The sequence below is a fragment of the Herbaspirillum sp. Her4 genome (assembly GCF_057961335.1).
On record NZ_CM176330.1, the window covers coordinates 2,036,740 to 2,061,495 of the forward strand.

Consider the following 24,756-nt stretch of genomic DNA (forward strand, 5'->3'; position numbering starts at 1 on the left):
CAACTATCCGGTAATGCTCTCAATCCCGAGGTATAGGTATGGAGAAAATTCCTAGATATGAGTCCAATATGAAGTAGCAAGCGTAACTTGTCACACCGGTGGAAAAAATACGTCCAAGGACGTGAAAGATTGCGCCAAAAAAGCGCCGCCGCTACTGCCGCACAGAGCAGAGGGAGCGCCATTATCAAAATGGATTCCAAGTCCATTTGGTCTAGCAGCATCAAGATTGCAAGGCCGATGGCGAATATCGTTAGAGCATATCTGGACGCTAAAGATGGATTCTTCATTGAATCATTTGAATGAGGTACTGATTGTCTACCAGGTTCGCTTCTGGCCGGAAGCGGACCACCTGTCTTTACGCCAAATGTGATCTCCGAGGGCGATTACTCATTAATTAAATTCAAAATTTCTTGTGTCGTACGCACCTTTCCCATATGAGGAAACACTCGCTCTGTTGAGAAATGATGCATCTCAGCATTGATGGAGCTCATGGCATCCTCGGCAAAAATCAGCTCGTAAGCCCTATCAAACGCGGCCCTGGCTGTGGATTCAACTCCAAAGTTGGTTGCAATTCCTGCCATGATGACAGTCGTGATGTTGCTGCGGCGCAGATGCAAGTCGACGTCGGTGCCATAGAAAGCGCCCCAATTGCGCTTTGTAACGACCACATCACTGCTATCCTTCAGCACGGCTGGTGCAAGTTCTGAGGCGCTTTGCGGTAACGGTGGCGCACCAGAAGGACGAGAAAGTGGCTTGTCTGCAGGTAGAGCCGGTAGAGCATTGACGTCTACCCGCACCCAGATGACGTGCCCTCCGGCTGCACGGAGTGCATCGGCGATCCGAATGCTGTTAGCTAGCACCTGATCTGATGAGTGGGGCGCCAGTTGGCGTGCCAAATTACTGTTTTGCAAGTCAATGACAATTAGCGCGGTATTTTCGGCATTGTTGGTCTGCATGTTCAACTGCTCCTTAAATGTGAGGACTTCCTCATTATTATAATCATATAATGTGAGGATGTGCTCACATAAGTCTACTTCTACACGCCGCGTCCCAAAGCAGGATCGCTCCGAGAATCGTATTCGCCAAATCCTAGCTACCGCGGAGGAATTGATCTACGACCGGGGGCTTGAGGCAGTGACCATGACAGAAATTGCAGCCGTGGCTAGCATGTCGATTGGCGCCCTTTATCAGTATTTCCCCAATAAGGACGCCATTGCGACAGCAATGCGCACTGCGTATGCAGAAGAGATGGACCGTTTGTGGAGTGCGTTTCTATCCCAAGAGGAGAAACTCGATCTTCATGGTTTCGCGGACGGTATTGTTGATTTGATGACTGGTTTCATTTCAGCGCATCCTGCCTACTTGGTATTGTTTTCATCGTCGGTGAGAAGTACGCGTACTGATGCAGAGAGGGAGAGCCTTCGCATGCGTTTCGCCCAGACATTCATTCGGCGTGCCCCTGAGATAGGGAACGCCGAGGCTGTGCGTATGGCGCAGATTGCTTTGGGAATGGTGAAGAGCCTAATCGGCGTGTGTGAGCAAGCCTCGTCGGCTGAAAAACCTCAGCTTGAAGCGGAAATGAAAACAGCTCTGTTTGGATATCTATCCACCAGGATGGATAAAAGATGATCAAACGGAAGAATCGTTTATGGCCGGTTGCGGACATCTTAGAGTAATAGGCTATCGGCGCTGAGTAGTTTTATGGTTGGAATAGCCCCTTGAATCTCAGGACACGAAGACTCTCTTAAATTAGAGGATAGTCTTATGACCAGTTTTACGACTAGGCAAACCGTGGACCATATCGAGATTCTGACCGAGCCGGAGCGTCGCAGAAGACGCACGCCCCAAGAGAAAATAGCCATCGTCCAGGAGACCTTGGCTCCTGGAGCTTCCGTATCAGCCGTTGCCCGGCGACACGGGGTGAACCCGAACCAGGTGTTTGGTTGGCGCAAGCAATACCAGGAAGGCAGTCTGACCGCCGTCAAGGCTGGCGAGACGGTAGTCCCTGCCTCGGAGCTGGCCGCGGCCATCAAGGAAATCAAAGAACTGCAGCGGCTGTTGGGCAAGAAGACCATGGAGAACGAGATTCTGCGCGAGGCCGTCGAATGGGGCCGGTCAAAAAACCTGATTGCGCGCTCGCCCTTGCTGCCGGAGGACGACCAATGAAAGTGGTCTGTGACGTTCTCGGTGTGGCGCGCTCTGCAGTGGCAGTAAAACGAGCCCGGAGCCCGGAATGGCGAGATGGCCGTAGTGCTCGCAAAGTCGACGACAGCGGCTTGCTCGAAGAGATTGAGCTGCATGTCGCGAGCTTGCCGAGCTATGGCTATCGCCGCATCTGGGCTTTGCTGCGACGTAGCCGGGAATCTCTGGGGCAAGCGTGCGTGAACCATAAGCGGGTCTATCGCGTCATGCGAGAGCACGAGTTGCTGCTGCGCCGACCTGGTGTGAGACGCGACAATCGACGCCACGATGGTCGCGTAGCGGTCAAGCAAAGTAATGCGCGCTGGTGTTCGGACGGCTTCGAATTCCGTTGTGATGACGGGGCTGCATTGCGAGTGACGTTTGCACTGGATTGTTGTGACCGTGAAGCCATCAGCTGGGCGGCCACTACCGGTGGGCATAGCGGGGATGTCGTGCGCGACGTGATGCTGGCCGCCGTGGAGCAGAGGTTTGGAAGCACGCAGACTCCACAGGTGAATGAATGGCTCAGCGACAACGGCTCGGCCTACATCGACCATCGCACACGCAGCTTCGCTCGCGAGCTGGGATTGGAGCCCTTGACCACGCCCGTGCGCTCGCCACAGAGTAACGGCATGGCGGAGCGGTTCGTAAAAACGATGAAGCATGATTACATCGCCTTCATGGATAAGCTCGATGTGCCCACGGCGCTCACACATCTGGCCTCTGCCTTCGAGCAATACAATGAGCGCCATCCGCACAAGGCCCTGAAATACCGCTCGCCTCGCGAGTTCAGACGGGCTGCAGCATCAGTAACTTAACGATGTCTGAGTGTCCTGAATTGCGGGGGCAACTACAATGGTTTTCTAGCTGTCCAGCTCGACTGAATGAATATTCACAGAAAAAGCGCCACCTATTCTCATTTAGTTAGCACCAGGTAGCCTCACATTTTTAGCTCCACTACCTCTGACGATACGGAGCCTCAAATTTTCATGAAATTATGGAAAGATAGGTATCCGTGCAATTAAAAAATCAGCCGTCAAGATTTGAACTGGGTTCTGGTAACACAAGTGACTATCTCACCCGCTCCCCACCGCTTCCTGCCAAACAGGAAACAAGCCCCAATCTCCGCTTCATCTCATCTGCTCATCAGACAACATCCCGCGCTATAGTCGAGCCTGCCCCTTCGACCACCCCTGCGCCACGATGAAAAACAATGCCATGGATTACCTGCCCCGCATGGTGATCTTCTCCCGCGTCGTCGAGTTGGGCGCCTTCTCCAAGGCGGCTCGCGAACTCGGGCTGACCTCCTCGTCGGTGAGCCAGCACATCAGCGCGCTCGAAGCCATCCTCGGGACTACCCTGCTGCACCGGACCACCCGCAAGCTCAGTCTGACCGAAGCCGGGCAGGGCTTCTATGCCCATTGCGCGCGCATCGTCGCGCTGGCCAACGAGGCCCGCGATGCCACCGAGAGCCTGCATACCGAACTGGTGGGAGAGCTGCGCATTGCATCTTCCAGCTTCATGGCACCCGAATACCTGGTGCCAGCCCTGGATGATTTCATTCGCAATCATCCACAGTTGCGCATCAGCATCGATGTCTGCGATCACAACGTCGACCTCATGGACAAGAGCGTCGACCTGGCCCTGCGCGTAGGCCGGGCACCCGGTCCGGGAGATATCCCGCTGGCCCGGATGGAGGCCGTGCTGTGTGCGGCGCCGTCTTATCTCCAGGCCTACCCGCCGATCCGCCGACCCGAGGACATGCTCCATCACCAGTTGCTCTTCTTCAGCCCGCACGGGCCGGGTGCACCTGTGGAGCTAACCCTGCGCGACCGCGCCGGGCAGTGCGCGCAGCTGCGGCTGACGCCGCGCATCACGGCCAACCATGCGCGCTCTTTGCGGCAATTGGCCGTGCAGGGACATGGCATAGGCCGCTTCCTGCGCAGTAAGGTGCAAGATGATCTTAAGTCGGGACGCCTGGTGGAAGTCTTGCCGGACTGGTCGCTGGAGGGCTATTGCGCCTTCATCACCACCCGCCATCGCGACGCCGTGCCCGCCAAGATCCTGGCCTGCATTGCCCAGATCCAGGATTATTTCGCGCGCCGTCATCCAGCCGAGGACGAGGAAACGGCTGCGCGGTAAAGCGTTGCGGCGCTTGCATTGTTCAATCTGATTAACGAGTACGTTCGCAAAACGACGGCTAATCAAATCGCCTCGCTTGTAATACAGTTCCCCTGTCGTTCCCTGCCGGTCATGTGTCGGGGGGCGCTGCGGGCTGCAAGCTCGCGCCGGCGTTGCGTTACCGCGGAGGGGGTTTTCGGTGGCGCAACACGGTAGAGGGAAGAGGGCGATGCCGACAAGCGCAGGATGCACCCGCCTTTCCTCTCTGGGACGACAGTCAATGGACAGATCAGCATCTGCTCGGCATCGTGATCGACATTGGCATATCAACCGCATGGGCTGCCCCAGCCCCGTCAGCCGGCTTGTGCGCTCCACCCCCGCTCCCGCCCTTGCATGAGTAAAAGGCATCGAAGCCCCAGAATTTATCGTTTTATTTGCCCCCCGCGCTGCCCTTACCATGAGGCTATCTCATAGTCACCCGGTCAAAGGCACGCAAATGACGATCTCCGCGCAGCACAGCAATCTCCATCAACTCCTGCTTTCCCACTACGGCGACGAGGCCCTGGTGCAGCGCCAGTTCGCGCGCCTGGAAGTCCCCGCTTCGACCCTGCGCCCCGCGGCGTCCGAGGTCTCGCGCCTGGAACTGGCGCAGGCCCTGAACATGCTGCTCTTCGAAGGCCTGCTGCAACAGGTCGCCACCGGCCGTGACTACGTGGCCGATGCCGAGCGCGAGGGCGTCAAGATCTGCTTCGACCACGGCGCCGTGCGCACCGTGCGCCTGGGCCGCGACAGCGGTTTCCCCGATGGCGAAACCCTCTTCACCAGCGTGCTGTTGCCGCTGGGCTACCAGCAGACCGGCACCTATCCGCTGGCGCGCATCAAGATGACCGGCCGCGTCTATACCCACATCGACGACGCCGAGCAGATCGCCCAGTTCTTCGTGAGCGAACTGCATCCGGAACAGTTCTCGCCGCAATTCCAGCAGACTGTGAACGCCGTGCTGGCCACGTCGCGCAATCCGCTCTCCGATGAGGTGCTGGCGCTGCTGGCCAAGCTCTCCGCACAAGGCAAGCTGGATATGGACGAGGCCAAGCGCCTGCTGCCCGCCATGCTCAAGTGCTTCGCCCGCCATCACGACCTGCCGACCCTGTCGCAGTACGAAACGCTCAAGGCCGAGTCCGCCGAGATGGCCTGGATCTCCACCGAAGGCAATGCCTTCAATCACGCCACCGACCGCGTCTCCGACGTGGTGGCCACCGCCGAACGCCAGCGCCAGCTGGGACGTCCCATCAAGGACCAGGTCGAAGTCTCGCGCAATGGCCGCGTGCGCCAGACCGCCTTCCGTGCGGTCAAGGTCGATTACCAGCTGCAGGGCGAGGATGGACAGCCGGTCGCCGTCACCGTGCCGGGTTCCTTCTACGAATTCATCTCGCGCGACTATTTCGCCGACGAGGCCGGCCAGCGCAAGCTGGACCTGACCTTCGACAGCGGCAACGCGCAAGGCATCTTCAAGATGACCGAGGCGGTGGCGTCCGGTGCGGCCAGCGACGAGGCGGCCAGTGTCTGCTGAGGCCACGCTGGCGCGTCTGCAGGACCTGCTGGGCAACGCCGGCCTGATTACCTCCGCGCCCGAGCGCCAGCCCTATGAGCACGGCCCGCGCTATGGAGCCGGACAGGCGCTGTGCGTGGCGCGTCCGGCCAATGTGGCGGAAGCCGCCGAGCTCATGCGCCTGTGCGCAGCCGAGAAGATCCGGCTCGTCCCGCAGGGAGCCAACACCGGCCTGGTCGGCGCGGCTTCGCCTGATAGTTCGGGTTTGCAACTTATCCTCAGCATGGAACGCATCAAGGGCGTGATCGATATCGATCCGGTCGATGGCGTGATCCAGGCCTGGGCCGGCACCCGCCTGTCGGACCTGAACCAGGCGCTGGCCCCGCACGGGCTGTGCTTTCCCATCGACCTGGGGGCCGATCCCTCGGTAGGCGGCATGCTGGCCGCCAATACCGGCGGCGCACGCCTGATCCGCTATGGCGACGTGCGCCACAACACGCTGGGCCTGCAGGCGCTGCTGATGCAGCCGCCCGGCGAACTGCTGGAGATGGGCAACCGCCTGCACAAGAACAATACCGGCCCGGACTGGAAACAGCTCTTCATCGGTACCGCCGGCAGCTACGGCATCGTCACGCAAGCGGTGCTGCGCGCGCATCCGCTGCCGCGCCAGCGCGCCACCGCCTTGATCGTGCCGTCCTCGCTGGAAGCGGGCTTGCGCCTGCTGCAGGATGCCCAGGCGCAGTTCGCCGATTTCCTCACGGCCTTCGAAGGCATCTCGCGCAATGCGCTGGCGTCGGTCTTGCGCCACCTGCCGCAGGTGAGCGCCCCCTTTGATCCATTACCGGACTATGCCTTGCTGGTGGAACTGAGTTCGTCATCGGCGGCCAGTGAGTACTTCGATCTCGACCAGCTCTTCATGGCGTGGCTGGAACGCCACTTCGACGATGCCATCGTCGATGCCGTGGTCGACAAGCCCGAGACCCTGTGGCGCCTGCGCCATGCCATCAGCGACAGCGTCAAACAGGAGGGCAGGATCGTCGCCTTCGACATCTCCGTCTCGCGCTCGCGCATGCCGGCCTTCCGTGCGGAGGCACTGGCCCTGGTGGAACGGGACTTCGCCGGTGCCGAGGTGTTCGACTTCGGCCATTGGGGCGATGGCGGCGTGCATTTCAACCTGGCCATTCCGCCGGCGCAGCAGCCGCAGTTCCCGCCGGAGCGCATCGAGGCCCTGCGCACCGCGCTGTATGACTTGGTTGCAAAACGTTACCAAGGCAGTTTCAGCGCCGAGCACGGCATCGGTCCCTTCAACCAGCATTACTACCAGCGCTACACGCAGCCCGAACAACGCGCGCTGGCCGGCCGCGTGCAAGACGTGTTCGATCCGCACTGCCTGCTGGGCAATACGCGCTTCACATGACGGGCAGCGTGCCGGGACGCTCTGGAGGGGAGGGCACGCCATTTGCTATAGTGCGGGCTCCTTCACCTTCTGCCCCGCCTTCAGCCAGCGGTCTTCGTCCCATGCGCCGTTTCATCCCGTCAACGTCCTGCCTGATCGCCTTCGATACGTCGGCCCGGCACATGTCGTTCACCAAGGCGGCCAATGAATTGCACATGACGCAGGGGGCCGTGAGCCGCCAGGTGGCGATCCTGGAGGAGTACCTCAACGTCAAGCTGTTCGAGCGCATCAACCGCCGCCTGATCCTCACCGAAGCCGGCCGCGATTATGCGGCCCAGGTCTCCACCATCTTGAAGCAGATCGAGATGGCGACCTTCCAGGTGATGACCTACAACAGCCTGGCCAGCGTGCTGAACCTGGCGATCCTGCCGACCTTCGGCGTGAAGTGGCTGATCCCGCGCCTGGCCAAGTTCGCTGCCGCCTATCCCGATGTGCTGCTGAACCTGAGCACGGAAGTGCTGCCCTTCGATTTCAATACGCGCCAGGTCGATGCCGCCATCCACTTCGGCGAACCCGACTGGCCCGATACCGTGATGGTGCGGCTGATGGGCGAAGAAGTGGTGCCGGTCTGCAGCAAGGCTTTGGCCGAAGGCCTGGGCTCGGTGGAGGACCTGGCCAACGTCACGCTGCTCCAGCACACCACGCGCCCGCAGGCCTGGCAGGACTGGTTCCGCCATGTCGGCGTGGATTGCCCCAATGCCTTGTCGGGCCCGCGCTTCGAGCAACTGGCCATGGTCATCCAGGCCGCTGTCGCCGGCATGGGCGTGGCGCTCATGCCCAAGTTCATGGTCGAGACCGAGATCAGCCTGGGACAGTTGCATGTGCCCTTCCCGCTGGCGGTCAAGAGCCCGCAATCCTATTACCTCGTCTATCCCGAAAAGAACGCCGGCAAGGCGGCCATCCTCAAGTTCCGTGAGTGGATCCTGAGCGAAGCACAGGGCGGCTGAGGTCTTCCATCGGGCTGCATCGATTCGGTGCAGCGATTTCCCAGGCTGACTAAAACTCATGGCCGCGCATTTTTCTCCTGCGTGCAGATGCATCTCGTGTCATGCCATGAGGGCGCTGCAGGCCGCCACCGGCGCGGCCCCGGCACCGCGGCTGGAAGCGCCACGGCACGGGGGCTTGCGGCCGATATGAAGTGATGCGCTGCACCATCCTCGCCCATCCTCGCGCATTCTCGCGCGCCAGGCCAGTGCATTCCAAAAACTCATGATGTGGTGAAATTTTTTGGTTTTAAGAAGTAGGGCGGCTGTCCTTATACTCCATCGTTCCAGACCCATCCCACTCCACTTTTCAAGGGAACCCCATGTCTTCTCCACGCATCTTCTCCACCCTGGGTGCCGACTTCTCGGCCTACGCCGGCAACGATCTGGTGATCCGTTCGCCGCGTGATGGCGAGGTCATCGCGCAACTCAAGGCGCAGACGCCGGCTGACGCCGAAGCGGCCATCGCCGGCGCGCAGCAGGCCTTCCTGGCCTGGCGCGAAGTGCCGGCGCCGGTGCGCGGCGAACTGGTGCGCGTGCTGGGCGAAGTGCTGCGCGAGCATCGCGACGAACTCGGTGCCCTGGTCACCCAGGAAGCCGGCAAGATCCTCTCCGAAGGTTTGGGCGAGGTGCAGGAAATGATCGATATCTGCGACTTCGCCGTGGGCCTGTCGCGCCAGCTGCATGGCCTGACCATCGCATCCGAGCGCCCCGGCCACCGCATGATGGAAACCTGGCATCCGCTGGGCGTGGTCGGCGTGATCACCGCTTTCAACTTCCCGGTCGCCGTGTGGGCGTGGAACGCCGCGCTGGCGCTGGTGTGCGGCAATGCCGTGGTGTGGAAGCCTTCCGAAAAAACGCCGGTCACGGCACTGGCCGTGCAAGCCCTGTTCGCCAAGGCCGTGGCGCGTTTCTCGGCACAGCGTCCCAACCTGGTGCCGGCGCAACTGTGCGGCCTGCTGATCGGCGGTGCCGACCTGGGCGAGACCCTCTCGCGTTCGGCCACCGTGCCGCTGGTGAGCGCCACCGGCAGCGTGCGCATGGGCCGCAAGGTCGCCACCGTGGTGGCCGAACGCCTGGGCCGCAGCCTGCTGGAACTGGGCGGCAACAATGCCATGATCGTCGCGCCCTCGGCCGACCTGAACCTGGCGCTGCGCGCCATCACCTTCTCGGCCGTGGGCACCGCCGGCCAGCGCTGCACCAGCCTGCGTCGCCTGTTCGTCCACAGCAGCATCCATGACCAGGTGGTGGCGCAGATCAAGCGCATCTACGCCAGCGTGAAGGTCGGTGATCCGCTGCAGGGCGATACGCTGGTCGGCCCGCTGATCGACCAGGCTGCTTTCGATGCCATGCAGGCGGCACTCAAGCAAGCGCGTGCGCAGGGCGGTGAAGTCACCGGCGGCGAACGGGTGGACGTGATGGGCCAGCAGTCCTGGTACGTGCGCCCGGCACTGGTCACCATGCCCGGCCAGACTGCGATCATGCATCACGAGACCTTCGCGCCCATCCTCTACATCGTCAAGTACGATGAACTGGGCGATGCCATCGCCATGAACAACGCCGTGCCGCAAGGCTTGTCCTCGGCCATCTTCACCAATGACATGCGCGAAGCCGAGCTCTTCGTCTCGGCCGTGGGCAGCGACTGCGGCCTGGCCAACGTCAACATCGGCACCAGCGGGGCCGAAATCGGCGGCGCCTTCGGCGGCGAAAAGGAAACCGGCGGGGGCCGTGAATCCGGTTCGGACGCCTGGAAGAACTACATGCGCCGCGCCACCAACACCATCAACTACAGCAAGACCCTGCCGCTGGCGCAGGGTGTGAAGTTCGATATCGACTGAGCGACGGCCACGTCCAACCGCAGTACCCCAAGCAAAAATGCAGCACCGCTGCCGGATTCCTGCTCCACCTGGGAATCCGGCATGGCATCCCACGACCCACGCCCGCGCAAGCGGGACCCACAACGGCAAACCGGCAAGGAGTGCAGTAATGAAGATGAAGACCCTGGCAGTGACCTGTGCAATCGCTGCGACCCTGATCGCCACTGGTGCACAGGCGCAGACCAAGACCATTTACGTCGGCATGAACGGCGGCACGATGGAGAAAAACTACACCGCCTCGATCTTCCCCGACTTCGAGAAGGCCAACAACGTCAAGGTGGTGGTGGTGCCCGGCACCTCCTCCGACATCATCGCCAAGATGCAGGCCCAGCGCGACAAGCCGCAGATGCACGTGGCCTTCCTCGATGACGGCATCATGTACCGCGCCATCAACATGAGCCTGTGCGAAAAGGTCAAGGACGCCGCCGTGCTCAAGGATGTCTATCCCTTCGCGCGCCTGGCCAACGACCAGGCCGTGGCCATCGAGATGGGCGTGCTCGGCATCGGCTACAACAAGAAGCTGTTCGCCGAGAAGGGCTGGCCGGCACCGACCTCGTGGATGGATTTCGCTGATCCCAAGTACAAGCAGAAGGTGGTGTTCCAGTCGATCTCCGCCAGCACCTTCGGCCTGTATGGCTTCATGATGTTCAACCGCTTGGTGGGCGGTACCGACAAGAACGTCGACCCCGGCTTCAAGAAGTGGGGCAGCACCATCGGCCCCAACGTGGTCGAATATCTCTCCAGCTCGGCCAAGATTTCCGAGATGGTGCAGACCAATGAAGCGGCCATCTTCCCGCTGACCGTGACCGGCATCGCCAACCTGAAGGACAAGGGCATCCCCGCTGAATTCGCCACCCCCAAGGAAGGCGGCGTGCTGCTCATGACCGGCGCTTGCCCCATCAAGGGCAACAGCGAACCGGAACTGGCGCAGAAGCTGCTGGAATACCTGCTGACTCCGGCGGTGCAGGCCAAGAGCATGGCGCTGGCCAATTCGATTCCGGTCAACCGCAACGTGCCGCTGTCGGACGCCGCGCAAGCCAAGCTGGGCAAGAGCGAAGTGCTGACCAAGAACCTCAACACCGTCGACTGGGATACCGTCAACGAGAAGCGCTCCGAGTGGAACAACCGCTGGAACCGCATGATCGAGCAATAAGCCTGTATCGATCATGACCGCAGCCTATCGTTTCAATCCGGCCTTCCAGTCGCCCCAGGGGTCGCCCATCCGGGAGCTGTTCAAGTACACGCAGCAACCCGGCATGATCTCCTTTGCCGGCGGCTATCCGGCCCCGGCGCTGTTCGATACGCAAGGGCTGGCAAAGAGCGCCGCCACCCTGCTCGACAGTGCAGCGGCGGCCTGCCTGCAATACGGGGCCACCGAAGGGGCGGCGCAACTTGCGCAAGTGCTCAAGCAGGTCACGCGTTCGCGCATCGGCGGTGCCGATCCGGGCGAACTGATTGTCACCACCGGTTCACAGCAGGGGTTTGAACTGCTGTTGCGCATCCTGCTGGAGCCGGGCGATGGCGTGGTCATCGAGCGGCCCTGCTATCCGGCGGCGATCCAGGCCTTGCGCCTGGCGCATGCCGAATTGCTGGAGATTCCCGGTGACGCCCAAGGCATGGATACCGATGCCCTGGAAGCCTTGCTGCTGGCGGGCGCCCGGCCCAAGCTGCTGTACCTGGTGCCGAGCTTCGCCAATCCGACCGGCGCCACCTTGCCGCTGGCGCGCCGCCGTCATTTGCTTGCGCTGGCGGTGCGTTACCAGTTCATCGTGATCGAGGATGATCCCTACGGCCAGCTGCGTTTTTCCGGGCAGGCCGAGCCGCCGCTGCTGCAGGTGGCGCAGGAGATCGAGGGTGCGCGCGACTGGCTGGTGTACCTGTCGAGTCTCTCGAAGATCGTGGCACCGGGTTTGCGTATCGGCTGGATGTGCGGCCCCTCGGAAATCCTGCGCCGTGCCGTGATCGCCAAGCAGACCGGCGACCTGTGCACCGCGCCGTGGATGCAGATGGTGGCGGCGCAATATCTGCAGGCCGGGCATCTGGAGGCCCATCTGCCACACATCATCGCCACCTATCGCGAACGTTGCGCGATCATGCTGTCGTCCTTGCGCGAAGCCTTCGGCGATCGTCTCTCGCTGATCGCCCCGGAAGGCGGCATGTTCATCTGGGCCAGTTGGACGGATGGCACCGATGCCACGACACTGCTGCAGACCGCGGTGCGCCACAACGTGATGTACGTGCCGGGCAGCGCCTTCTATGCCACGCCATCCGATCCGGGCCATTGGCGACTTTCTTTCGCCAATGCCCAGCCTCGGGAGATCATCGACGGCGTGGCTCGCCTCAAGCAGGCACACGAGGAATGGATGCACGTGCAAGCATGACTTTTCTTCATGCATGAAAAACGCCCCGATGCGCAGTGCGGATCGGGGCGTTGTCATTGCGGCGTCGTGGAAACGATTTACAGGTCGATCTTCATGCGCGCCACGACAGTGCGTTCCGCCCCCGGCATCACGTAGAGGTTGTTCCACGAACCGGGATAGTAGTTGCGGTTGAAGAGGTTGTGCACGTCCAGCGACAGCCGCACATTCTTGCTCACCTGCCAGTAGCTCAGGAGCTTGACCGTCGCATACGCCGGCAACGAATAGGTGTCGGCGGTATTGCCCGAACGGTTGCCGACGTAGTTCACGCCGCCCCCCAGTCCATAGCGCGCGCCATTGGCCGTTGCATCTTCACGCATGACCAGAAGACCTGCGCTGTAGGCCGGGATGTTGGCCAGGCGCGTGCCGGCGGCCAGGGTCTTGTCCTTGGTCACGCGCGCATTGTCCCAGGCGAAATTGGCCGAAAGACGCCAGTGCGCATCGATCTGGCCATAGGCATCGGCCTCGAAGCCGGCGCTCTTGGCTTCGCCGGCCGCCACCTGGAAACCGGGCGTATCGCTGGCGGTAAGCACATTGGTCTTGGTGATGTCGTAGACCGCGAAGTTGGCCCCCAGGCGTTCATCCGTGGTCTGCAGCTTGAGGCCGGCTTCATAGGCGGTCGAATGCTGCGGATCGAAGGCGCGGCCGCTGGCATCCACGCCGCTGTTGGCACGGAAGGATTTGCCCGCCGTCACATACACCGAACTCCAGGCCGTCGGCAGATAGGTAATGCCCGCGCGCGGCGACACGGCGCTCTGTTGCTGCGAGGTGGTGGTGACGCCGCCCACGCGGTTCTCGATGCTCTGCTTGTACTGATCCCAGCGCACACCCGCCAGCAATTTCCATTGCGGCGACAGGCTCAGTTGGTCCTGCACGAACACGCCCTTCACGCGCTGTCTTTCGTCCGAACTGCTGGTGCGGTTGGTCAGCGGCAGCAACGGGCTGCCGTAGACCGGATTGTAGATATCGATGGGGGTATTGGCCGAGCGCAGGATTTCCGTATTCATCCACAGCGTCGATGCTTCTGCACCGATCAGGAGGGTGTGGCCGATGGCACCGGTGTTGAAGTTGCCCTGCAGCTCCGCCTGGAAGGAGGTATCGCGCGAGGGAAGCTGCCGCCAGGTGCGGGTGCGGTTGAGCGTGCGGTTGTCAGCGGCCAGCGGATTGGAGAGGGCCGCTTCGGTGTAATAGCCATCGAAGCTGCTTTCCTTGTAGCTGGCACCAAGCCTGGCACGCCACTGCTCGGACAGCGTGCGCTCCAGCGTCAGCTGATGCGTATTGCTGCGCATGGCCATGTTGCCATCCGAGGGTTCGTTCAGGACGCGGTCGCGCGGCAGCGTGCCCAGCACGCCGCGCACGTTGATCAGGCCGCGGTCCAGCGGCGTGCTGGCCTGCAGGAATTCGGCCTCGTAGTTCAGCAGGGTGTCCTTGTCGATCACCCAGGCCAGCGAGGGGGCCACCAGCGAGCGGCGGTTGTTGAGCAGGCTGGAACGGCTGTCGCCTTCCTCGGTCATGGCGATCAGGCGATAGGCCAGGTTCTGGCTCAGGGGACCGGTGCTGTCGACCGTGGCACGGCGCAGGCCACCAGTACCGGCACTGAGTTCGGCGCTGTTCTTGCGCGTGAATTGCGGTTTCTTGGTGACGATGTTGATGGTGCCGCCCGGCTCGCTGCTGCCATAGAGCGCGGCGGCCGGGCCCTTGAGGAACTCGATGCGTTCGATCGTGGCAGTATCGCGGCGCGGATTGTAGCCGCGCGAACCGGGGAAGCCATTGACCAGGAAACCCATGTCGGTACTGCTGAAGCCGCGAATGGCGAAGTTGTCCCAGGTGCCGCCGAAGTCGTTGAGGCGGCTGATGCCGCTGACGTAATCGACCGTATCGGCCAGACGCACCGCACCCAGGTCCTCGATCTGCTGGGTGGTCATCACGCGTACCGACTGCGGCAGCTCCATCAGCGGGGTATCGGTGCGCGTGGCACCGCTGGTGCTGGTGGCGTTGTAACTGCTGCTGGCCTGGTCGCGGCCAGCAGAGACGCTGATCTCGGGCAAGGCCGCTGCATTGCTGCCGGCGGCCGTGGCCGCATCGTCGGCCCATGCCAGCGGCGCAACCGCGAGCAGGCTGGTCAGCAGCCACGCGGCGCTGGTGGCGCAGCGGCAGGGAAGGGAAGTCGCAAATCCTCGGTGCATCATCATCGGTATTCAAACAGCCAGGCAAATAATCGGGCCGATGAATATAAATGATAATCGTTAACAATTGTTGGGAAATTGTAAGTTTGTTGTGAAGAAAAGTCTGTTCAAGTTGTTGTTTTGCAATGAGCGTCATTTCAGCGCCGAGATCTGCCCGTTGCGGATCAGCCGCGCCCGCAGCACGTTGCGGCTGATGTCGAGCAGGCGCGCGGCCTGTACCTGATTGCGTTCGCAAAACTCGAAGGCGGTACGAAATACCGTGTCTTCGATTTTTTCAAACAGGCCCGCCTGCGATTGATTGAACAGGTTCTGCAAGGCCTGTTCCAGCGCTTGCAAGGGATCGTTGCTGCAATCGATGCCGCCATGCGCGGCGTAGGCCGGGCGCCGCTCCACATGGGAGAGATGGAAGTGCTCGGCGCGCAGGCTGTCTTCCTGGCAGATCAGCAGCGCATGGTGGATGGCATTTTCCAGTTCGCGGATATTGCCCGGCCAGTCGTGCTCGCGCAGCTTGCGTTCGCCTTCGGCATCGATGCGGGGCGCGCCATAGCCCAGCCGCTGGCGATATTCATGGAGGAAGTGATAGGCCAGCGGCAGGATATCCGCAGGCCGCTCGCGCAAACGCGGAATGGCCAGTTGCACCACCTGCAGCCGGTAATACAGATCCTGGCGGAAATGGCCGGCCGCCACCGCATCTTGCAAGCGCACGTTGGTGGCGGCAATGACGCGCACGTCGATGGGAATGCTGCGCCGTGATCCCAGCCGCACCACTTCGCGTTCCTGCAGCACCCGCAACAGCTTGACCTGGATGGCCAGCGGCAGGTCGCCGATTTCATCGAGGAACAGCGTGCCGCCGTTGGCCGCCTCGAACCAGCCGGCCTTGTGCGCGATGGCACCGGTGAAGGCGCCTTTCTCATGGCCGAACAATTCGCTCTCGGCCAGGCTCTCCGAAAACGCACCGCAATTCACGGCCACGAAGGGCGCATCACGGCGATGGCTCAACGCATGCACGTGACGCGCGATCAGTTCCTTGCCGGTACCGGTGGCACCGATGATGACCACGTTGGCATCGCTCGGTGCCACACGCTGTACGCGTTCCAGCAAAGCCACCGAGACCGGATCGTGGAACACCTGCGCCGTGGCGCGAATGGACGTGCCCAGCTTGCGCGCATGCGGCAAGGTCAGCAGCGGCGATGCGGTGCGCGCGGCAACGTCGCCATCACCCTCCGGCGAAGAGGGCAGCGCATACAGATGGGCAGAGCGAGGGCTGGCATGCATATCAGGCTCCGGGCTTGTGGAATCTCCTGCTCCGGGGGGAGAGGCAGGAAGGGAAGGTGAAATGATTCTAACAATATGCAAAGAGCGAATTAACGACCAATTCAGCATAAGCATGCTCGGTATACGTTGGGTCATCGCCCGCAAAAGCTTGTCTGACAAGGAACTGACGATCATCCGTCGCCGTCTGGCGACAGCATCGGCACAGGAATGCAAAGCTGTCATACAGCTTGGAAAACTTAGTAAATAAAGAGAAACATCAGGGCGACTTTCCTGCTGCTTCAGCAGCAGCGCGTGAGCAGATTGCTGCTGCAGCAGTAGTCCGGATTTTTGCAAGTCCTTGATTTGAAAGGTTTCGCAGGGTGGCACGTTCTTCGCTGAATGAGGAGGGCGGATGCGATTGCGTCCTTCCTTCAGTCATCCAAGGAGAGCCTTCTTCATGAGCCGTCCCCTGCAAGTCGTCATCGTCGCCGGAAGCGGCCGCCGTCCCTCCCGTACGCTGGGCCTGCTCAATGCCATTGCAGCGCAGGTGGGCCAGCACATCGCCATCCAGACGGAAGTGGTGGCGCTTTCCGAGCTGAGCGGCCAGTTGCTCAGTGCCACTGAACTGGCGCAGTTGCCCGACCCCGTACGCCAGAAGATCGCCGCCATTGAAAGCGCCGATGTACTGCTGGCGGGCAGCCCCGTCTATCGCGGCTCCTATTCGGGGTTGTTCAAGCATCTGTTCGACCTGGTGCCGCAGGAGTCGCTGTTCGGCAAGCCCGTGCTGCTGGCCGCCACCGGCGGCAGCGATCGCCATGCGCTGGCCATCGATCACCAGTTGCGTCCGCTGTTCGCCTTCTTCCAGGCGCTCACGCTGCCGCTGGGCGTGTATGCCAATGCCCAGGAGTTCGACAACGAAACCATCATCAGTGCGGCCCTGCAGGAACGCATTGCCCTGACCGTGCAGCGGGCGCTGCCGGTGTTGCAGGCGCTGGCAACAAGCACAGTCCCGAGCTAGTGGGTTTGCTGATTCGGTTGTGCCGCCAGACACCGTTCATCCTGAGTAGCGGCTTTGCCGCGTATCGAAGGACGCTCCGTCAGATGCGCGTCTTCGATACGGCCCTGGCGGGCCTACTCAGTCCGAACGGTTTCAGATTGATTTGCATCCATTGATTCTGTCCATTGCATTGCCCTTACATCCATTCTTTTTGATGACCACAAGGTCCACAGGAGATTTTTTATGAGCCAAGCACAGTCCATCACCGTCCCCCGCACCGATGCCGTCAAGTTCGCCTATTGGGTTCCCAACGTCAGCGGCGGCCTGGTGGTGAGCACGATCCCGCAACGCACCGACTGGAGCCTGGAGTACAACCAGCGCCTGGCGGTGGCCGCGGAAAAGGCCGGCTTCGAATACGCCTTGAGCCAGATCCGTTTCACCGCCGGCTATGGTGCCGAATACCAGCACGAGTCGGTCTCCTTCAGCCAGGCCCTGCTGCACGCCACCACCAAGCTCAAGGTGCTGGCCGCGATCCTGCCCGGTCCGTGGCATCCGGCCGTGGTGGCCAAGCAGATCGCCACCATCGACCACATCTCGCAGGGCCGCATCGCCATCAACGTGGTCAGTGGCTGGTTCAAGGGCGAGTTCCAGGCCATCGGCGAACCCTGGCTGGAACATGACGAACGCTATCGCCGTTCCAATGAATTCATCCGCGCACTCAAGGGCATCTGGACCCAGGATGACTTCACCTTCAAGGGCGATTTCTATCGCTTCAACAATTACACCCTCAGTCCCAAGCCGGTGCAGAAGCCGCACCCGGAAATCTTCCAGGGCGGCAGCTCGCGCGCGGCGCGCGACAACGCGGCCAGCGTCTCGGACTGGTACTTCACCAACGGCAATACGATCGAGGGCCTCAAGGCGCAGATCGATGACATCCAGGCCAAGGCCGCGCAGAACGGCCACAAGGTGCGCATCGGCGTGAACGCCTTCGTGATCGCCCGCGATACCGAAGAAGAAGCGCAAGCCGTCCTGCAGGACATCATCGACCACGCCCACGTGGAGGCGGTGCACGCCTTCGGCGACGCGGTCAAGCAGGCGGGCAAGGCTTCGCCCGAAGGCGAGGGCAACTGGGCCAAGTCCACCTTCGACGACCTGGTGCAATACAACGACGGCTTCAAGACCAACCTGATCGGCACACCGCAACAGATCGCCGAACGCATCGTCGCGCTCAAGGCCATCGGCGTGGATCTGGTGTTGACCGGCTTCCTGCACTTCATCGAGGAAGTCGAATACTTCGGCCAGAAAGTGTTGCCGCTGGTGCGTGAACTGGAAGCGCGTCAGGCCACGGCAGCGGCTGCACCACAGCAGGCGAAGACACTGGAAGCGGTGGCATGAGCATGAGCGGCACGCTTGAGCTCGCGCTGCCCGCCCATGCGGGGGCAGACGCCGGCACATCGGCGCAGCGCTCGGTGCAGGCCGGCGTCGCGCCGGTCCTGCAACTGGAGGGCATCAGCCTGTCCTTCGGTGGCGTGCAGGCCTTGCGCCATGTCGACCTGGCCCTGCATGAACGCGAGATCCTGGCCGTGATCGGTCCCAACGGCGCGGGCAAGAGTTCGCTGGTCAACGTCATGAGCGGACTGTACCGGCCCACGCAGGGCACGGTCAGCCTGGCCGGCAAGCGTTTCCGGCAGGTGCCCACGGCACGCCTGGCGCGGCTGGGCGTGGCGCGTACCTTCCAGAACCTGGCCCTGTTCAAGGGCCTGAGCGTGCGCGACAACATCGTGCTGGGCCGCGTCGATGCGATGCGGGCCAGCTTCGTGGAACAGATCGCCGGTCTCGGCCGCGCCCGCCGCGAGCGCAACGAGGCCCGTGCACTGGCCGCGCAGATGATGGACTTCCTCGACCTGCGCGCGCATGCGGAGCGTCCGGTGGGCGGCTTGCCCTACGGCCTGCAGAAGCGCGTGGAACTGGCGCGCGCGCTGGTGGCGCAACCCCGGGTGCTGTTGCTGGATGAGCCGATGGCCGGCATGACCGTCACCGAAAAAAGCGAGATGACGCATTTCGTGCGCGCCGCGCGCGATCAGTTCGGGACCGCCATTCTGCTGATCGAACATGACATCGGCCTGGTCTTCGGACTCTCCGACCGCGTGGTGGTGCTGCAGCATGGCAGCAAGATTGCCGATGGCGCACCGGCCGAGGTGCGCCAGGATGCCGCCGTGATCGAGGCCTATCTGGGCGTGGCCCAGCCTGAGCATCACACCACGCAGGAGGCCGCGTGATGGCTGACTTCGATTGGGTGTTCTTCGCCGAAGTGCTGTCCGGTGGCCTGCTCTCGGGGGTGATGTATTCGCTGGTAGCGATCGGCTTCGTGCTGATCTACAAGACCTCGGGCGTGCTCAATTTTGCGCAGGGCGCGCAACTGCTGTTTGCCGCGCTGACTTTCGTGAGTCTGGTGGAGCGCGGTGTTCCTTTCGCGCTGGCCTTGCTGCTGACGCTGGCGGCGATGATCCTGCTGGGCCTCTCGATTGAGCGGGTGGTATTGCGTCCCTTGCAGAACCAGTCGCCGATGACGCTGTTCATGGCCACGCTGGGTCTGTCCTACGTGATCGAGGGCGCGGCGCAATTGCTGTGGGGCACGCAGGTGCATGCGCTGGAGCTGGGCATCGCCGATACGCCCCTGCAACTGGGCGGGATGATGATTTCTTCCTTCGATCTCTTTGCCGCTGCCACGGCGGCGCTGATGGTGGCGCTGCTGTCGGCCTTCTTCCGCTACACCCGCCTCGGACTGGAATTCCGCGCGCTGGCCGATGACGGGTTTGCCGCATTGGCAGTGGGCTTGCGGCTGCCGCGCATCCTTGCCGCCGTGTGGGCCACGGCAGGATTGATCGCACTGATCGCCGGTCTCTTGTGGGGTGCGCGCCTGGGCGTGCAGTTCTCGCTGTCGCTGGTGGTGCTGAAGGCCTTGCCGGTCCTGGTGCTGGGCGGTTTCGATTCGGTGCTGGGGGCCATCGTCGGTGGCCTGCTCATCGGTGCGCTGGAAAAACTGGCGGAGGTCTATCTCGGTCCGCTGATGGGCAGCGGCATCGAAGGCTGGTTCGCTTACGTGGCCGCCTTGGCCTTCCTGCTGGTCAGGCCCAGTGGCCTGTTCGGCCAGCGCGCATGGCAAAGGGCCTGACATGACGACTTCTCTCGCTTCATCGCCGCGCGTGCTGCCCCTGCGCGGGCTCTCGTGGCGGCGTGCCGCGCCCTGGCTGCTGTTGCTGCTAGTGGCCTGGGTCATTCTTCCCTGGTTCGCCTCGCCCTATGTCATCGATGCCTTGCTGATTCCTTTCCTGGCACTCTCGCTGGCGGCGGTCGGGCTCAATCTGCTGACCGGTTACGCGGGCCAGCTCTCGCTGGGCAGTTCGGCCTTCATGGCGGTGGGCGCCTTCGCCGCCTACAACCTCAACCTGCGCGTGGAGGGCCTGCCGCTGCTGCTCTCCATCGCGCTGGCGGGCGTGGCGGCGACCGCCATCGGGCTGGTGTTCGGCTTGCCCAGTCTGCGCCTGCGCGGTTTCTATCTGGCCGTCTCGACGCTGGCAGCGCAGTTCTTTGTGCAGTGGGTGCTGGTCAAGTTCAGCTGGTTCAGCAATGACAATCCGTCCGGCGTGATCGATGCGCCGCCGCTGGTGGTGGGCGGGCTGGCCTTCGATACGCCGGCGGGCCGCTACCTGTTCGCGCTGGCCATCGTCACGGTGCTGACCTTGCTGTGCTGGCGGCTGGTGCAGAGCCAGACCGGCCATCACTTCATCGCCGTGCGCGACAACGAACAGGCCGCCCGCGTGATCGGCGTGCCGGTGCTGCGCACCAAGCTGCTGGCCTTTGCCGTGTCGTCCTTCGTCATCGGCGTGGCCGGTGTGCTGTGGGGCTTCGTCTACCTGCGCACGGTGGAGCCGGCCGGCTTCAATCTGGATCGTTCGTTGCAGATTCTCTTCATCGTCATCATCGGCGGGCTGGCGACCATTCGCGGGGCCTTCCTGGGGGCGGCGCTGATCGTGGTGTTTCCGCTGCTGCTGTCGCGCCTGGGCAGCCTGCTGCTGGGGCAGTGGTTCGACTCGGGCGTGCTGGAAATGAGCCAGCGCATCGTGCTGGGGGCGTTGATCATCTTCTTCCTCATTGTCGAGCCACAGGGCCTGGCTGCCCTGTGGGAACGCGCACGGCGTCGCCTTCACAAGCGCGCGCCTGCGCCATAACTATTTACCTTCACTTCCACCCTCATCACGGAGAAGCTCTCTCACCATGCTGCACGCAAAATTATTAAAAACCTTCATTCTCTCCGCAGCCCTCCTGTCTGCAGGCCTGCAACATGCCCATGCCGATGAACAATTCTTCCCCCTGCAGAGTTACCGGGTGGGTCCGTATGCGGCTGGCGGGACCGGCTTCTTTGGCGGCTTCATCGATTACCTGAACCTGGTCAACCTGCGCGACGGCGGCGTGGGCGGCGTCAAGCTGACCTGGGAAGAAGGCGAGACCCAGTACGAAGTGGAGCGCGGCGTGGAAGTCTACGAGCGCCTCAAGCAGCGTCCCAACATCGCCACCTGGAACCCGCTCTCGGTCGGCATCGCCTATGCGCTGCTGGACCGCGTCACGGCCGACAAGGTGCCACTGCTGACCATCAACCACGGCCGCACCGACACCACCGATGGGCGCGTGTTCAAGTACATCTTCCCGCTGCTGCTCAACCCTTACAGCGAGACCTCGGGTATCGTCAACTACATCGCCAGCAAGGAAGGCGGCAGCGACAAGCTCAAGGGCAAGAAGATCGTGGTGCTGTATCACGGCTCGCCCTATGGCAAGGAGACCATTCCGATCTACAAGCTGCTGTCGGAAAAATATGGTTTCTCGCTGCAGCAGATCGAAGTGCCGCACCCCGGCAATGACCAGCAGGCGCAATGGCTGGCGATCCGCCGCGCCAAGCCCGACTATGTGGTGCTGCGCGGCTGGGGCGTGATGAATCCGGTGGCGCTGAAGACGGCGCAGAAGTCGGGCTTCCCGGCGGATCACATCATCGGCAACGTCTGGTCCAATTCGGAGGAAGACGTGATCCCGGCCGGTGACGCGGCCAAGGGCTATGTGGCCATCACCACCGTGGCCGCAGGCGCGCAGTATCCGGTGCTGCAGGAAATCCAGAAGACCGTCTACGGCGCTGGCAAGGGCAACCTGCAGGATCCCAAGCGCATCGGCAGCGTCTATCACAATCTCGGCGTGCTCAACGGCATCCTCAACGTGGAAGCGATCCGCATCGCCCAGGCCAAATTCGGCAAGCGCACGCTCACCGGGGATGAAATCCGCTGGGGTCTGGAGAACCTCAATATCGACCAGGCCCGCACGGCTGCACTCGGTGCCAAGGGGCTGTTCCACTCCATCCACGTGACCTGGGACAACCACGAAGGCGATGGCCTGGTGGCCTTCCAGCAATGGGATGGCAAGCAGTGGAACGTGGTCTCCGACTGGATCGCCCCGGACTGGAAACTGCTGCGTCCCATCATCGAAAAGTCCGCCCTGGCCTATGCCAAGGAAAAGAACATCAAGGTGCGCAAGAGCATCGATGACTGAGGGCAGGGCGGTCCTGCGGTGATGCAGTGATGCACTGATGCGCTGTTGCGGGACCACCTGCCGTCTTCTTCCACTTCTCCATTTTTTCTGAAAGGTCCGACCATGTCTGCCGTGCTCGCCCCCTCCACACAGTCTTATTCTCCCGCCAGCGGCCCGGTACCCGGCTTGCCGCGCGCGGCACAACCGGCGCACGTGATCCGTGATGACGCCGAAGCCATCGCCGTCGCCCACACGCTGGCCAAGCGCCTGGCGCAAGGCGCTTCCGAACGCGACCAGCTGCGCCGCTGGCCGGTGGAAGAGATCGAGGCCTATTCGCAAAGCGGCCTGTGGGCCATCAACGTGCCGCGTGCCTTCGGCGGGGCCGAAGTCTCTTATGCCACGCTGGCCGAAGTGATCGCCATCATTTCCGCGGCCGACCCGTCGCTGGGCCAGATCACGCAGAATCACCTGGGCTTCGTGGCGGCGGTGCGCACCGTTTCCGATCCGGAACAGCAACAGCGTTTCTTCGCCGATTTCCTGCGCGGCGTGCGTTGGGGCAATGCCTTCTCCGAGTCGGGATCCAAGCGGGCTGCGGACTTCGAGACGCGCTTCGTCGATGCCGGTGACCACGTCATCGTGAGCGGCAAGAAGTTCTACTCCACCGGCGCGCTGCTGGCGCATTACGTGCCCATCGTCGCCAATGATGAAGAGAACCGCACCTGGTACGTGGTGGCCGAGCGCAATGCACCGGGCTTGACCGTCATCGACGACTGGTCAGCCTTCGGCCAGCGCACTACCCTGAGCGGCACCGTCATCATCGATCAGGTGAAAGTGCCGAAGACGCATCTGATCCCGGCCTACAAGGGCTACCTCGAACCCTCCGCCGACGGCGCCATCTTCCAGATCATCCAGGCTGCGGTGGACGTGGGCATTGCCCGCGCCGCGATTGCCGATACCCAGGACTTCGTGCGCACCAAGTCGCGCCCGTGGATCGACAGCCAGCGCGATCACGCCTGGGAAGATCCGTATTCCATCCAGGCCGTGGGCGACCTGCAGATCCGCCTGCATGCCAGCGAAGCGCTGCTGGAACGCGCGGGCCGCGCCATCGATGCGGCCGTCGCCGCCCCCGATGCCGAGAACGTGGCGCGAGCGCAGATCCTGACGGCGGAAGCCAAGGTACTCTCCACCGAGATCGCCATCCACGCCACCAACAAGCTGTTCGAGCTGGCGGGCACGCGTTCCACGCTGGGCCAGTACAACCTGGACCGCCATTGGCGCAATGCGCGCACGCACACGCTGCATGATCCGGTGCGATGGAAATATGCCATCGTCGGCAATTACTACCTCAATGGCGTCAAGCCGCCTTTCCACGCATGGAGCTGAGATGAGTGCGCCGCTGTTGCAGATCGAGTCCATCGAGGTGCGTTATCAGGGCGCGCTGCTGGCCTTGCAGGATGTGAGCCTGGACGTACAGGCGGGCGAGATCCACGCCCTGCTGGGGGCCAATGGCGCGGGCAAGTCGACCACGCTCAAGGCGGTCTCCAATCTGCTGGCGGCGCAGCGCGGGCAGGTGCGCGGCGGGCGCATCCTGTTCGAGGGGCGGGAGGTGGCGCGCAGCAGTCCTGCCGACTTGGTGCGGCAGGGACTGGCGCAGGTGCTGGAAGGACGGCATTGTTTCTCGTCCCTCAGCGTGGAAGAGAATCTGCTCACCGGCTGGCCCGCGCACTTCACGCGGCGTGCCGTGCTGCGGGAGGCGCTGGATCGTATCTATGCCTTCTTTCCGCTGCTGCATCAGCGTCGCCGCAGCCTGGCCGGGCTGTGCTCGGGCGGCGAGCAGCAGATGCTGGCCATCGGCCGCGCGCTGATCTCGCGGCCGCGCCTGCTGGTGCTGGATGAGCCCTCGATGGGGCTGGCACCCAAGGTGGTGGCGGACATCTTTGCGCAGCTGAGCCGGCTCAACCGCGAGGAGGGCGTGGCCCTGCTGGTGGCCGAACAGAATTCGGCGGTGGCGCTGCGGTACGCGCATCGCGCCACGGTGCTGGAGCACGGGCACAGCGTGTTGAGCGGCGACGCCCGGGCGCTGCGGGAGCGTGCCGATATCCAGGCCTTCTATTTCGGCGAGGGCAATGTCGCGCAGGCCGCCTGACCTGCGTGAACAGGC

Annotated in this window: 20 protein-coding genes; 17 read left to right on the forward strand and 3 right to left on the reverse strand. The window is 62.5% G+C overall.

Going from position 1 to position 24,756, the window contains the following annotated elements:
• Positions 1-383: 383 nt before the first annotated feature.
• Positions 384-956 (reverse strand): isochorismatase family protein, encoded by a 573-nt coding sequence (locus ACWFUC_RS09300; RefSeq protein ID WP_489624750.1) that lies wholly within the window; start codon positions 954-956, stop codon positions 384-386.
• 58 nt (positions 957-1,014) lie between these two features.
• Between ACWFUC_RS09300 and ACWFUC_RS09305 the strand changes: the two genes are divergently transcribed.
• The 9 genes from ACWFUC_RS09305 to ACWFUC_RS09345 all read left to right on the forward strand — a co-directional run bounded on the left by ACWFUC_RS09305 (position 1,015) and on the right by ACWFUC_RS09345 (position 12,548).
• Entirely contained in the window at positions 1,015-1,629 is a 615-nt protein-coding gene (locus ACWFUC_RS09305) for a TetR/AcrR family transcriptional regulator (RefSeq protein WP_489624751.1), read from the forward strand.
• Positions 1,630-1,764: 135 nt separating this feature from the next.
• A protein-coding gene (locus tag ACWFUC_RS09310; RefSeq protein WP_489624752.1) for an IS3 family transposase occupies positions 1,765-2,999 on the forward strand; the annotation gives its coding sequence in 2 pieces (ribosomal slippage) (positions 1,765-2,125 and positions 2,125-2,999; 1,236 coding nt in all).
• A 400-nt stretch (positions 3,000-3,399) separates the two neighbouring features.
• Positions 3,400-4,323 carry a LysR family transcriptional regulator gene (locus ACWFUC_RS09315; RefSeq protein ID WP_489624753.1) on the forward strand — a complete coding sequence of 308 codons (924 nt, stop codon included), beginning with the start codon at positions 3,400-3,402 and terminating at the stop codon, positions 4,321-4,323.
• Positions 4,324-4,798: 475 nt separating this feature from the next.
• Positions 4,799-5,872, forward strand: a complete 1,074-nt coding sequence (locus ACWFUC_RS09320; RefSeq protein ID WP_489624754.1) for a DUF1338 domain-containing protein — start codon at positions 4,799-4,801, stop codon at positions 5,870-5,872.
• Positions 5,862-7,268 carry an FAD-binding oxidoreductase gene (locus ACWFUC_RS09325; RefSeq protein WP_489624755.1) on the forward strand — a complete coding sequence of 469 codons (1,407 nt, stop codon included), beginning with the start codon at positions 5,862-5,864 and terminating at the stop codon, positions 7,266-7,268. The genes ACWFUC_RS09320 and ACWFUC_RS09325 overlap by 11 nt, the downstream gene beginning before the upstream one ends.
• Before the next feature lie 101 nt (positions 7,269-7,369).
• Positions 7,370-8,254, forward strand: coding sequence for a transcriptional regulator GcvA (gcvA, locus tag ACWFUC_RS09330; RefSeq protein ID WP_209567925.1), 885 nt, complete (start codon positions 7,370-7,372; stop codon positions 8,252-8,254).
• A 359-nt stretch (positions 8,255-8,613) separates the two neighbouring features.
• A complete protein-coding gene (amaB, locus tag ACWFUC_RS09335; protein ID WP_134137304.1) occupies positions 8,614-10,128 on the forward strand; it encodes an L-piperidine-6-carboxylate dehydrogenase in 1,515 nt (504 codons plus the stop codon).
• 154 nt (positions 10,129-10,282) lie between these two features.
• Complete coding sequence (locus tag ACWFUC_RS09340; protein WP_420840906.1) at positions 10,283-11,320, forward strand: ABC transporter substrate-binding protein; 1,038 nt, start codon at positions 10,283-10,285, stop codon at positions 11,318-11,320.
• 13 nt (positions 11,321-11,333) lie between these two features.
• Positions 11,334-12,548, forward strand: coding sequence for an aminotransferase-like domain-containing protein (locus ACWFUC_RS09345; RefSeq protein WP_489624756.1), 1,215 nt, complete (start codon positions 11,334-11,336; stop codon positions 12,546-12,548).
• Positions 12,549-12,625: 77 nt separating this feature from the next.
• Here ACWFUC_RS09345 and ACWFUC_RS09350 read toward each other — a convergent pair whose 3' ends face one another.
• The gene (locus ACWFUC_RS09350; protein WP_489624757.1) at positions 12,626-14,776 is read right to left on the reverse strand and encodes a TonB-dependent siderophore receptor; all 2,151 of its coding nucleotides are present in this window, start codon (positions 14,774-14,776) and stop codon (positions 12,626-12,628) included.
• A 126-nt stretch (positions 14,777-14,902) separates the two neighbouring features.
• Positions 14,903-16,045: a sigma-54 interaction domain-containing protein gene (locus ACWFUC_RS09355; RefSeq protein ID WP_489624758.1), complete on the reverse strand. Its 1,143-nt coding sequence runs from the start codon at positions 16,043-16,045 to the stop codon at positions 14,903-14,905.
• A 436-nt stretch (positions 16,046-16,481) separates the two neighbouring features.
• Here ACWFUC_RS09355 and msuE point away from each other — a divergent pair, with 436 nt between their 5' ends.
• From msuE to ACWFUC_RS09395, 8 genes are all read left to right on the forward strand, one after another.
• Positions 16,482-17,042 carry an FMN reductase gene (msuE, locus tag ACWFUC_RS09360; protein ID WP_489624759.1) on the forward strand — a complete coding sequence of 187 codons (561 nt, stop codon included), beginning with the start codon at positions 16,482-16,484 and terminating at the stop codon, positions 17,040-17,042.
• A 222-nt stretch (positions 17,043-17,264) separates the two neighbouring features.
• Positions 17,265-18,416 carry a dimethylsulfone monooxygenase SfnG gene (gene sfnG / locus ACWFUC_RS09365; protein ID WP_489624760.1) on the forward strand — a complete coding sequence of 384 codons (1,152 nt, stop codon included), beginning with the start codon at positions 17,265-17,267 and terminating at the stop codon, positions 18,414-18,416.
• The gene (locus ACWFUC_RS09370; RefSeq protein WP_489624761.1) at positions 18,413-19,300 is read left to right on the forward strand and encodes an ABC transporter ATP-binding protein; all 888 of its coding nucleotides are present in this window, start codon (positions 18,413-18,415) and stop codon (positions 19,298-19,300) included. The genes sfnG and ACWFUC_RS09370 overlap by 4 nt, the downstream gene beginning before the upstream one ends.
• Positions 19,300-20,196: a branched-chain amino acid ABC transporter permease gene (locus tag ACWFUC_RS09375; RefSeq protein WP_489624762.1), complete on the forward strand. Its 897-nt coding sequence runs from the start codon at positions 19,300-19,302 to the stop codon at positions 20,194-20,196. The genes ACWFUC_RS09370 and ACWFUC_RS09375 overlap by 1 nt, the downstream gene beginning before the upstream one ends.
• 1 nt (position 20,197) lies before the next feature.
• A complete protein-coding gene (locus ACWFUC_RS09380; RefSeq protein WP_489624763.1) occupies positions 20,198-21,253 on the forward strand; it encodes a branched-chain amino acid ABC transporter permease in 1,056 nt (351 codons plus the stop codon).
• A 46-nt stretch (positions 21,254-21,299) separates the two neighbouring features.
• On the forward strand, positions 21,300-22,616 hold the full coding sequence (locus ACWFUC_RS09385) for an ABC transporter substrate-binding protein (protein ID WP_039790040.1): 1,317 nt from the start codon (positions 21,300-21,302) through the stop codon (positions 22,614-22,616).
• Between the two features lie 102 nt (positions 22,617-22,718).
• Positions 22,719-23,978, forward strand: a complete 1,260-nt coding sequence (locus ACWFUC_RS09390; RefSeq protein ID WP_051057714.1) for an SfnB family sulfur acquisition oxidoreductase — start codon at positions 22,719-22,721, stop codon at positions 23,976-23,978.
• A 1-nt stretch (position 23,979) separates the two neighbouring features.
• Positions 23,980-24,741 carry an ABC transporter ATP-binding protein gene (locus ACWFUC_RS09395; RefSeq protein WP_489637566.1) on the forward strand — a complete coding sequence of 254 codons (762 nt, stop codon included), beginning with the start codon at positions 23,980-23,982 and terminating at the stop codon, positions 24,739-24,741.
• The last annotated feature ends 15 nt before the right edge of the window (positions 24,742-24,756 follow it).